The organism is Pirellulales bacterium (assembly GCA_035656635.1).
In the GTDB taxonomy this organism is placed as follows: Bacteria; Planctomycetota; Planctomycetia; order Pirellulales; family JADZDJ01; genus DATJYL01.
Genome location: DASRSD010000128.1, coordinates 25,959 through 38,303, shown reverse-complemented (window position 1 = coordinate 38,303; position 12,345 = coordinate 25,959). Strand labels below are relative to the sequence as shown.

Below are 12,345 nucleotides of genomic sequence, written 5' to 3'. Positions count from 1 at the left end.
TTCGGAAGTATGGACGCAGCCGTGGCCTAACCCAGATTGATTCCGGTTTTCATATCCGCGGCGCTCTCCATGATCGTGTCGACCAAGGGAGCAATTAGCGGCGTCACCAGCGGATTGGTAACCGACAACGGATCGAGCAACTGCACTGTGTGCGTCACAGCCGTTCCGACCGGCGTGGTATATAGCTCAGCAACCCCGCTGCCATCAATATCGCGGGCCAGAACTTTCACCGGAGCGTTAATGTTACCGGTGGTGTACGCTTGGAATTCTCTTTCCAGCGTGCCGGTATTGCCGGTGAAGACCCGTACGCGTGATTTCCCACCTTGCCCGGCGCCAAGGATGATTTCATCCAGGCCATCGCCATCCAGGTCGCCCATGGTAAGCGACACGCCTCCTTTGAACGTGGTCTCGAAGCCATTGAATTGGCGAATCGGCGCTGCCGCCGGATTGGCCGACACATCGGCGTAGCTGAATACCTTGATTAAGGCCACTTGCCCCACGCCCGGAGCGGTGACAATTTCCGAAATGCCGTCGCCATCGACATCGCCCGCGGCCACCAACACGCCCGAAACCATGGTTTTGGGATAAGCGGCAAAAGTTGTATCTGGCGCGGCGTTGAAGACGCCCGATCCATTGTTGAGGAACACCATGACCGTTGGCGCGCCCTTGCCGTTAGAGACGATCAAATCTGGGGTGCCGTCGCCATCGACATCGGCCGAAGCTACATTAAAGCCGTTTTTGAATCCGGCTTCGGGAGTGATGTCAGTCAATATCGCTGCGTTCGGATTCGTGACCAACCCTGCGGCATTTTTCGGAGCGTTTTGCAGCGTTAAGCCGTCGAATACCCTTACTTCGCCCAGCGTGCCGGCGCCCGTGGCGACAATGATGTCCGGCGTTCCAGTTCCATCACCGTTATCGCCATTCACGTCGGCGGTGGTAACCCGTACGCCGCCGCCAAAGGTTTGTGAGAACGCATAGAAGCTATACAGCAACTTGTTGGTGATGGCACTATACACCTGGACCAACGGCTTGCTGACACCGCTGTCGGAGCTGGCGGCCACCGCCAGAATGTCGCTATCCTCACTGCCGGCATAAATTGGCGAGGCGTTGTCGGCCACCGGATTCGACTGGTAATCTGCCGGGTTCACACCGTCTTTGCCAAATTGATTGACGATGTTCTGGATGTTGGTAAACGTAATCGGCATGCGGTTGTCGAACGACCATTGGCCGTTGCCCGTGGTGTCGTCGAATTCGTGATACTGCGTGCCGGCCAAATGAACCGCCAGTGTGTTCTGCACCGCGGAAGGATCACCGTTGATAACGTACGTGGTTTTGGTGCTGGGCGTAACGGTAAATTGATCGGTTCCCTGGGTGCCGTTCAGCGTCAGCAATTCCACGCCACTATAGGTAAAGCCGGTAAACACCGAACCGGCGGACTGCACCGGCAGCAACTGCGTGCTGGAAATCAAGTAATTCTGGTCTTCCAAATTTGGCGAACCATCTGCATTCAGCGAATCGTTGAAATCGAGTTCGTCTTGGCCGCCAAATCCCTGGGCGCCCATCACCACGCTGACCAAGTGCAAGCCTGTGGGCACTTCGTCGGACGTGGCAAAGCTGACGGTATCGGTGCTTGCACCTTTGCTCGTGTCGACGATGAATTGCTTAATATTGTTGAATTGCAAATTGCCGGTGAGCGAAGGCGGATTAAATGTGCTGTCGTTCTGGCCGGATATCTGCCACGAGCCATCCAGCATGTCCACCACGTTGTATTCGTTATTGGTAAAACCCGGTGAGGTATAATCGAGCTGGTTGAATCCGTCTAACTGCAACGCGCTTTCATTCCCTGGATTGAAATGGTCGAGCATGATGGTCGTCTTGACCGGCAGCGTTGCCTTCGTGGTCGTAGTTTTCTTGCCAACCGTCGTGGTGGTCGTAACGACCGTCGAACCGGTGATCACCAAGGTCCCTGCCGCACCGGGAATTAGGCCTTCCGGAAGGAGGCTGGCGGCATAGGTGTTAATAATTGTGCTCGTTCCTAGCGGAGCCGTGGACTGGGCCGGGGTGTAGACCGCGTTATAGGTGCCATTGCCAGTAATGTTGAGCGTCTTCACATCCGCACCACCGTGAACTTCAATCAGTACGGGTTTGGCGCCAACACCCAGGGTGGGGTCCAGAAAGACTTGGTCATTGTTATTGAGCCCATCCACAATAATGGTGGGCGCTTTGCCATCGTCCTTGCGACCAGGAATCGCTGTTTTGGTGAGATTGATGGTGTAGCTGTAGCTAGAGACTACGCCTGGGTCGCCGTCGTCCGCAGCAGCCTGGCTGACTAACGTGGTGTATGTGTCGTCCGTGTAAGCATTGACGGTGACTTTGGCCTGAGTGGCATTCAGCCGCGTAATGAAAATTTGATCGTACGCACCGGTTCCCGTCACGTAGCCCACGACGTCAGGATTCGGGCCGATATCGGGATCGCTGGCCATTTGCTGATACAAATTCACCGTGGCCGCCGGATCGGTGTTGACGCTAAAGGTAGGCGGAAAAATCAATGTGGTGTCTTGTGTCAACGGAGGCAACGGGAAAGGTTCCGAGAACACTTCCGAGGGATTGCCAAGCGTGGGATTCTTCATGAACGCATTGAAGTCCATCCCCGCCTGCATCATGTTGAAATTTGGAAAGTACGCCGGCTCCGTGTCGCTGATCGGCAAACTGGGGGAAACTCCATTTATAAAAAAACCTTCGGTGAAGCCGGCTTCCTGCATGGCGCCGGCTTGGTTAACCAGTTGAACGTTGGGATCAAAAAAATTCGTGAACGGTCCGGGCGTGCCATTTTCAACTTCCGACAGACCGTAATCCCAACCAATTGCGTATAACGAGGCATTCGCTAACGCAATATTGTACGAGCCACCCGTACCGCCAAAGCCTAATCCCGGGTCTGTGGGAGTGCCTGTGCCAGAACCGTTCCCTAGCACGCGCTGGAGGAAGTAACTGGCGTCGATAATAGCGCCCGAGTCGAGCCGATTGGGTTGAGAAAATGGCGTCGTCACATTCACGGCAAAATCGGCCGAGATGGAATCGAACACAGGCACCGGAATGTTGTTCACTAGCGTATATTCGGCGCCAATGAACAGGTAGACGTCGTCGCTGCCATATTGCAGCACGGTCGCTGAAGCATCTCCGGCTGGTGCCCCAATCGTGCCAACTTGATTATTGAGCCCCTCCAGACGCCCCGCAGCGGCCAGCGTTGCTACCGGGAAGTTCGAGAGATTTCCATCGGCTGGAATCACTTGAATATCAAATGGTTCCAATGCTTGTTTGATCTGCTCGACGATGGCAGCCTCTAGCGTGGCGGGATCGGCCGGCGCTAAGCCCTGTGGGTTGAACACAGGTGAATCCAAAAAGGTGGCGAAGCTCATCAAGTCCAGACCGCCCGTTGGCGTTGCGGCAAACTCGCCCAACAAATCTTGGTCAGTCTGGCCTTGTCCGCCGACCCCAACAAGGTTTGTTTGCAGCGTTGCGGCAGTAATAGCGAGGAGGGTCTGCGTGCCCGCAAAGGGACCGGTCGCTTGCACCGGAAAGGCATCGCCGAAATCGATGAACACGCGGCTGACCAATAACCGCCGGGCTTCCAGGGGCTCGACAGCCGCGCGCCAGCCAGCGGATAGAAAACGATTCTTCGCTTTGCGGCCATAGCGTTTAGAATTGCGGAAGCGTGAAAAGAACCCCGACAGCAAACCTCTTTGTTCCGGAAGCATGGCAATACCGTGGGACAAGGCCAAAGTGGGTGAATTCAACGCGGGTCAATCAGGGTTGTGGCAACCGACAGACAGGGCGAACTCGTTGAAGAATTTCAGCCACGCCGCGAGGGACGCAACTGTTTCACTCCGCCTGTGCCACTTTGGTCGTAAGTGTACAGGCATTTTCGCCCAAAAACGATTGGCCCTTAGCGGGGGCCCAATCGGTCTGTTCCGTAACTATCTCCCGGGTGCCTCTACGCGCAGCGCCCCTTGGCCGCGCATAGTTTTAGTTTCATCAGGCCAAATCATGGTGTCAAGCAAATCCCACCCCGGCAAAACGTTGACACGCACGCGCTTTCTAAATAACGCAATAAGTATGATGAAAGTTCCGACAATTCTGATTAAACCGCCGATTTTCCCTGAAAAAACGCCTTTTCCCCTCGGGGCAGGAAGAATTCAGCTTGGCCGCCGTCATGGCGACCACGTTAACCCAAAAATACTCCCGCGGCCATTGCCGGATCGGCTTCGAGGAACGTATCGACGAGCTTGCCGGTAAGTGGATTGAACCCTTCCACTAAATGCGTTTTTCCGACTAGGCCTTGTCCGACAAACAGTTCATCCGTGCCGTTGATATTGACCGTTGCGATCGACAACGGAGCATTAATGTTGCCGCTGGTGAAGGTCGCAAACTGGTTGATCAAGTCGCCGAAGTTGTCGAAAACTTGCACCTTGGAGCCGCCGCCGCTGCCCGCTCCCAGCATAATTTCGTCGACGCCATCGCCGTTAATATCGCCTAGCGCCAAGGAAACTCCGCCTTTAAACGCCGACGTAAAGCCCTGGAAGGAGTTGACCGGCGCCAGCGTCATCCGATCGTCCAAATCATCTTCCAGCGTGCTGAAGCTGAACACTTTGATTTGGGCAGATTGGGAAGTGCCCGGCGCGGTAACAATATCAGGCATTCCATCGCCGTCAACATCTCCCACGGCGATTTGAGCGCCCGTCGTGAATTTGCTGGTGTAGGGATTAAACGCGACGGGCAACCCCAAGCCCGGCGAAAGCATCGGCGTAAAGGTTAGACCGTCGAACACGCGGACCATGGGAACGCCTGTGGAACGCGAAGTGACGATGTCTGCGGCGCCGTCTCCGTTGAAATCGCCTGTCGCCAAGTACAAGCCGCTTTTGTAAGCGGCGCCCTCGGGCAAGAACCCGGCGTTCGACGCGGTAAATATGCCCGTGCTACTGGCCACCGCCGACAGCGTGACGGCAATGGTGTGCGCCGGCCCAATTTTCATGGCGGTAATGGTCGTGTCCGACGGAATATCGGTCCCCACAATCGATTGACCCACGACCAACCCGCCCAGGCTTACAACGCTGGAAACGGTTGCAGCGGTACTGTTCTTTGTAGTCTTCAGACTCAGCACAATTGAACCAATGACCACGTTATTTGTGCTGTTACCCGTGGCAGGAGCCGAAAGCAAGAAATCGTTGAGATCGGGAATGGCGATAATCGTAGCCCCGGCCGGAATATTTGCTCCGAAAACCGCGTCGCCAATTGAGAGGCTGGAAGTATCGGCCACCATAACATCTTGGCTACCGGCAGTCATGGTCGCGCTAACCAAGTCTCCCACAACGACATTGGCCGTGGCCGAAACAGTGGCTTTCGGAAACAGCGTGAGGCCGGTGCCGGCGGCGTTTATGGCACTAATAGTTGTTCCTGCGGCAACGTTCGTTCCGCCCACCGCATCGCCAATTGCCAATCCGGCGGCGCTGGCGTTTTTGCTGCTATGAACCGTCGAGAAACTGGAGGAAGCCACGCTCGTGTCACTGATCAAATCCGCATCGGGATTAGCCACCAGGTGTGTGGAATTAGATGGCGCAGCGGCCAACAATTTCAGACCGTCGTAAACTTTCACCTCGCCAACGCGCCCCGTTCCGGGCGCCACGATCAGCTCGACGTCACTCAGGGCGCCAAAGCTATCGAAGACGTTGGCAATGGTCACGCGGGCTCCGCCCGTGAATGTTGACTCAAAGGCGTAGAAGCTAAACAGCAACGCGTTGTTGCTGGCGTTATAAACCTTAACTAGTGGTTTGCTGCCACTGCCCGCCACCGCGCCCGTGGCGACCAAGGGAACGTTTTGCAACGGATTGAACGATTGCAAATCCTCGATGTTGCTGAAGACGACCGGCTTTTGACCGCTGGTGAATGTCCAGCGACCGCCGCCATCGGCCGGGTTATCTTTCGTCAACTGTTGCCCTTGAACGCCCGAAAATTCAATGACCAGCGCATCGCCGGTTCCGGGCAGTTGGGGGAATGGCGGATCGTTGCCGTCAATGTTGATGTTCGTCGAACGGTTCGGCGTGACATCAAACACGTTGGCTCCGGTCGACCCAATGATCTTTAGATTCTTGATGGTATTGTCGAAATTCGCTTGTCCAAATCCAGCGTCATCGGTCACAAAGTTGGCGCCGACCGTGTAGTTGGGCACTGTGATTGCAGAGGAATTTGCATCGTTCAGCGTAAGCGTATCGTTGCCAGATACTCCCGTAACGTTGACGTTGCCGGTGATGGAGTTCAAATCGCCCGCTCCGCTAATGGCGTCTCTGCCCAGAATGAAATTGTCGTTGCCGTTGTCGCCGCTCAAGGTCAACGTGTTAATGGTCCCCGTAATGGGATCGAAACCGGGCACAAACGAATTGACGTAGAAGGTATCGTTCCCGTCGCCGCCAAAGGCGGTAATGTTGCCGCTGACAACGCTGCTGACCGTATCGCCAATGATAATCGTGTCGTTGCCTTCCATGCCATCCAACTTGGCCTGACCAGCCCAACTGTCGACTTCCAGCGTATTGTCGCTGAATCCGCCCGTAATGCTGGCGTTTTCCACGTTCTGGCAAATCAAATCCAGCCCGCTGGCCGCGCCGGTCAATTCGGTATCGGACAAGGCCCAGTCGGTATCACCCTCGGCATTGATGGTGTCTGTGCCCAAACCACCGTCATACGTAAACGCCCCCCCCGGAACCTGGAAGGCGAAATCGGTCCCAAACAAATTGAGGGTGTCGTCACCGGGACCCAAATTGATTTCAATATTTTGCATTCCATCCGAGAAACCCAAATCGGAAGTAATGCTAAACGTATCAGCAAAACTGCCGATCGGATCCTGAATCAGAACGTTTGGAACATCCGTAATTTCTACATTGCATACGCTGATCAGCGGGGAGGCCGCGGTCGGACCTGCGGTGCCGTCCAACAGCATGTCAACGCTGCTATTGGAAGGCGGCAAAGGCAGCGACGAGCCGGCTTCCGCGGTCAGCGAAAAATTGTCTCCCAAAAACTCCGGCATCGTGTACGTGAGCGAGTTGAAGCCCTCCAAATGGAAAATGCTGGTGTCGTCAAATTCATCCGCCAAAATGATTACGCCATTGCTGATTTGCAGCTGGGTTTCAAAGCGTTCAACTTGGCTATATTCAAAGAAGTCCACATTTTCGGGGGCCATCGAAATGCTATCCGTGCCATTGTCCAACAGCGACATGTTATCCACACCACCGCCGCCGAACACCAGAATTTCCGTGCCCGCCAGGTTCGCTGTCGAGGGATCAATGTCGAGCTGATCATTGCTGTTGCCCAGCTCAATCAGCAACACGTTGGTCGTTAATAAACCCGGCGTTAAATCGACGTCATAAGAAAATGTCGTAATAAAGGAGTTTGGCGAAAACGTGGCGTCGCGGTAGGCATTCACCGTGACCAGCGCCATTCCAGGATTTGCCAAATCGTTCGTGATCGAAACGTCGTCGAATGCTCCCGAGCCGGTGACAAACGCCACTTTACTAAATGGAAATCCTGACAGGGCATTGAGGTCTGTGCCCAATTGCGCCCCAACATCGGGGTCATTAGCGAAAAAGTCGTAAGCGTTCTGCACGAATGTGGGAACTTGGTTGCCGTCGCCAATCATCAGCGGCATCCGCGTGAACACCGAAACATTGTTCAATGTTGGGGCGGGAAGTCCGTTTTCGGCAGGTCCCTCACGCATGATGTCAGAACTGGTGAGCAAACTGACATCCGGATCACTGAATGGATTTGCCGGACTGGCGACACCGGTATTGGTGTGCTCTAAAATCTCCTCGGTCTGCACCATCGTTGTCGGATCGGTAAAGACATATGCACCGCCATAGGTGATGGCCGCCATTTGCGCAGCAATCGTGGAAATCGCCGTGTCCAGCTTCAAACTCCCGGCCAAGGCTCGCTGCAAAATTTGGGCAGCATCGACGGCCACTCCGGCATCAGAATAAGTGATGGGGATGGCCTGCGTCGGTGGTACCGGCGGCATCGCCATGGGGTTGCCCGGCGTGGCTCCAAACAGTGGATCGTTAGGATCGATGGTTGTTGTGAATCCGTGCGGTTCCGAAAAACCAAGACTGTTGGTTTGTGTCGGTCCACCGACATCCTGGCCCCCAATGGTCCAACCGCCGACCAAAATGTACACGTCCTGCGTGCCTACCGGGGAACCTAACGCAGCATAGGTAAAGCCCGCCTGAGTATTCAACCGTGTGCCATCGAAGCCCGGGGGAACAAATCCTTTGGGGTTTGCAGTGGTCAGATTGTACAGATTCGCATTGGGTGGGTTGGCGAGAGTTTGATTAGGATCGGTGAGCCGATTATTAGAAGCTAACAGCGCTCTAGCAGCGGCGAGGTTCGGCGAGGTCGCTAGCTCAACATTCATGTCAAAAGGCGCAACTTCGCGGGCTAAAATCTCTAAAATTGAATTTTCAACCGCTGCTTGAACGCTCAGCGGCAATGTCGGCCCAATTGGAAATTGAATCGGGCTTCCCGCAGGATCGGGGCCGGGATCGAAAACGCTGGTCGGCAAGTTCTGCGGAATATTTAATGGTGTATAGGTGATTGTTGGATTGCCTGCGTAGGGAAACTCGGGTCCAAAAACCCAATCGACCGGATTGTTAGCCGTAATAGCTAACCCCAAGGTAGACCAGCCCGCCGCGCCATCAACTACGGTATCTTCTGGGAGAGAAACGTTCCCCAATCGTTGGCCAAAATCGACGTACAGAGTCGCCGTCAGCATCCGACGATCTTCCAGTGATTCCAACTGCGTGAGCCGCGCAAAGCCTTGCTTGCGGCGTTTACTGCTGCTGGCTGTATTACAGCCGCTGCGCCGCTTGGAGCGAAACCGATTAAAAAACGATGTTAACAAGCCGCGCTGTTCCGGGAGCATGGTCTTTGCCTATAGATTGGTCGAAGGGGCATCAAGGGTGTACATCGAAAGCAGCTAGCATCCGCGATCGGAGTCCATCCCTTTGGCAATTGTGGCGAAGCTACTGCAGATTGCACGCGACCCCGTGGCGCATGCTGGTCGGACCGCAGCCGTTTCGTCACAACTCAACGCGTTGCCTGATGCGATAGCGCCCCTAAGGGCTACGCATAAACTTCCAGTGTCGTCAACACTTGCGGCAATGTCAAGCGAAATCCGGCCGGTTGGCGAGGTTTGTACGCGGTGTTTGTGCGCTGTGTCCGGCAGCCAAGCGGAGCCGAAGAAATCCTCTTGGACGAAAGCGGGCACTATCGGATAATTACGGGCTTGCCTTCTCTATAGCCTGGATCAAATCGATCCACTCCCATTCTCCCATCAGCCATAAGCCTCGGCCATAAGCCGATTGCCGTCGGCTTGGGACCTAAACGCGAAAACCAGTTCCCCCCTGAATTCTTGGTTGGAGGTCGCCTAATTTGATTTAACGAGAATGTAGCGACGGCTGTTCGCAGCCGTTTTCTCTAGTAAGACGTAGCGGCTGGGGACAGCCGTCACTACATTTGTTTGAAATTAGGCGACGACCTGGTTGGAAAACGATTTGACCTGAGCAATCATCGTAAGTACAACAAAATCATTGGCGCTTGCACCAATCAGTAGGGAGACTTCGTCTTTGGCGGGACCGCTGAGGATTGTCAACTAACCAGAGCAGAGCACAACATGGCGCGTCGCAAAAATCCGCATATTCACGGCCAGCGTTTCACGAACCGAATCCATCGCCGGCGTTCTTGCGCCTGGCGGCAATGCCGGTTCGAACCGCTCGAAGTTCGACAGGTGCTAAGCGCATCGGCAGTCAGCGCGTCGCTAGCAAGTTTGGCGGACGTCTTCATGAGCCCTGATTATGCCGTTTTGAAGCCGCACCAAACGGCTGGACCAACGGGGTTCACGCCTGCTCAAATCCGTCAAGCCTACGGCTTTAACAGCATTACCTTCCCAGGTGGCGTCAAAGCCACCGGCAGCGGAACCACGATTGCCATTGTTGACGCGTTTAGCTCTCCCACCATTGCGGCCGACCTGAAGGCATTCGACGCGCAATTCGGCATTCCCGACCCTCCGAGCTTTAGAATTGTCAACCAAAACGGCTCGTCCAACTCCGCCCAACTGCCTCCTGCCAATGCAGATTGGTCGGTGGAAATCTCGTTGGATGTGGAGTGGGCGCATAGCATCGCTCCGGGGGCGAGCATTCTACTTGTCGAAACCGCTAACAACAGCACTGCAAATTTGATGGCGGGCGACATCTATGCAAAGAGCCAGCCCGGTGTAGTTGTGGTGTCGAACAGTTGGGGGGGCGGCGAAGGGTTGGGGGAAAGTACGCTCGATTCTTCATTTACCACACCTAGCGGCCATGCGCCCGTGCAGTTTGTATTTTCCGCCGGTGATACCGGCGCGCCCGCTTCTTATCCATCCGCCTCGCCGAATGTTCTCAGTGTCGGCGGATCCAGCTTAAAACTTACGCCCAATAACAGCATTTCCAGTCAAGTAGTTTGGAACGATGGTCCTGGCGACGCCGGCGGCGGTGGCGAGAGTGCAATCGTAAACGGTGTTCCACTGGAGAGCGTGCCGAATTATCAATATCAAGACACGGCAACCAATGCCGGGCTACTTCCTACGTTGACCGGCCGGGGTACTCCTGATGTTTCTTACAATGCCGATCCAAACACCGGTTTCGCCGTGCGAGATGCTGCCGTCTTTGGCGCCACCACTCCCTGGGAAATTATCGGTGGCACCAGCGCCGGCGCACCGCAGTGGTCTGCGTTGATTGCAATTGCCGATCAGGGCCGGGCTTTAAGCGGTAAGGGGCCGTTGGCCAATATTCAATCGATCGTTTACAAGCTGCCCGTCGCCGATTTCCACGATATCGTGACAGGAAACAACATCGGCAACATCGCTGGCCAAGGATACGACTTGGCTTCCGGCTTAGGCGCTCCAGCGGCGAATTTAGTGGTTTCAGGTTTGGTGGCATTCAACGGTTCGACGGTCGTCACGCCCACCCGTCCGGCATTGAGTAATAGTCCGGGGGTATTTTATTTCTTCGCTAAATCGATGGCCACCGAAGGCGGCTCCGACGTTGGCGCGGCCGCTGCTATAGCGTCTACTGTCGATGCCGGCAGCGGTGCTTTTGGAGCCGACAATGCCTTGGCGTCGGGACAGTATTCGGATGCCGATTTCCTCGCCGATCCCTCAGCGATGCAGGCGACGTCGTTGCACTACGATGATGCGTCGCTGCCGTTTGCTTCCGATTCCAGCGATGAAGGCGCCTTGCATCACTTCCATGTTCTGCATGACGCGGATGCCAATGCTTCCAGCGATGCGCTCGACAACTACTTCGCTTCGATGTAACGCTACTGCAACTTGGTTCGTTACGGATTAACGCGCGTGCCGCCGGAGACTTTCTCGCGCGCCACAAAGGATTTTTTTTCCTGGGCATCGAAGTCGCTTGTGACACACAGGGTTATCCGCTCCGGGGGCGAAAAATTTCGGCTCTGACGAAAAAATTGCAGCGGATTCTCATACACCATTTGCCGAATCAACTCTTCGGGGTGCCCGCGCTTGCGCATCGTCAAAATAAAGTCGGGCACGGCCGTAGGCTTGGACGGCCCCCAATCGCCCGCTGAATTAACCAGTAGGCGCTGCGGTCCGAACATTTCCACCATGTCGGCGGCCCGCTGCGGCGTGCATTTGCTGACTGGGTACAGCGTCATGCCGGCCCAATAGCCACGCTCCAACACCAAGCCAATGGTGTGCTCTTCCACGTGGTCGACCAGCACCCGGCCATGGTCCAGTCGAGGAAAGTCATCCAGCATGTCTAAAATCATGCGGGTCCCTTGGTATTTATCTTCCAAGTGCGGCGTGTGGATGAGAATTTGTTGCTCCAACCGCTCGGCCAACTGCACGTGCTCCAAAAACACGGTGGCTTCATTCCGTGTGTTTTTGTTCAGGCCGATTTCGCCAATTCCCAGCACGCCGGGGAGCTGTAAATACTCCGGGATGATGGCAATTACTTCGCGGGCAAGTTTTACGTTCTCCGCTTCCTTGGCGTTGATGCACAACCACGTAAAATGCGCCATTCCATACCAAGCGGCCCGCTTAGGCTCGAACTGCGTTAGCTGGCGAAAATAATCTTGAAATCCATCCACGCTTCCGCGATCGAAGCCGGCCCAAAACGCCGGCTCGCTGAGGGCCACGCAGCCCATTTTGGCCAATAGCTCGTAATCATCGGTGGTCCGCGAAACCATGTGAATGTGCGGATCGATGAAATCCATGGCGGTGTCCGTGATCTAGCTGCTTTAAGCAAT

General features: G+C 55.2%; 4 protein-coding genes. 1 reads left to right on the top strand and 3 read right to left on the bottom strand.

Going from position 1 to position 12,345, the window contains the following annotated elements; translation table 11 throughout:
- Positions 1-26: 26 nt before the first annotated feature.
- Positions 27-3,755, bottom strand: coding sequence for a VCBS repeat-containing protein (locus VFE46_12170; GenBank protein HZZ28749.1), 3,729 nt, complete (start codon positions 3,753-3,755; stop codon positions 27-29).
- Positions 3,756-4,222: 467 nt separating this feature from the next.
- Positions 4,223-8,959, bottom strand: a complete 4,737-nt coding sequence (locus tag VFE46_12165) for a hypothetical protein (GenBank protein ID HZZ28748.1) — start codon at positions 8,957-8,959, stop codon at positions 4,223-4,225.
- Positions 8,960-9,877: 918 nt separating this feature from the next.
- Between VFE46_12165 and VFE46_12160 the strand changes: the two genes are divergently transcribed.
- Positions 9,878-11,389 carry a S53 family peptidase gene (locus VFE46_12160; protein ID HZZ28747.1) on the top strand — a complete coding sequence of 504 codons (1,512 nt, stop codon included), beginning with the start codon at positions 9,878-9,880 and terminating at the stop codon, positions 11,387-11,389.
- Positions 11,390-11,409: 20 nt separating this feature from the next.
- Here VFE46_12160 and VFE46_12155 read toward each other — a convergent pair whose 3' ends face one another.
- Positions 11,410-12,312: a TatD family hydrolase gene (locus tag VFE46_12155; protein ID HZZ28746.1), complete on the bottom strand. Its 903-nt coding sequence runs from the start codon at positions 12,310-12,312 to the stop codon at positions 11,410-11,412.
- Positions 12,313-12,345: the final 33 nt, after the last annotated feature.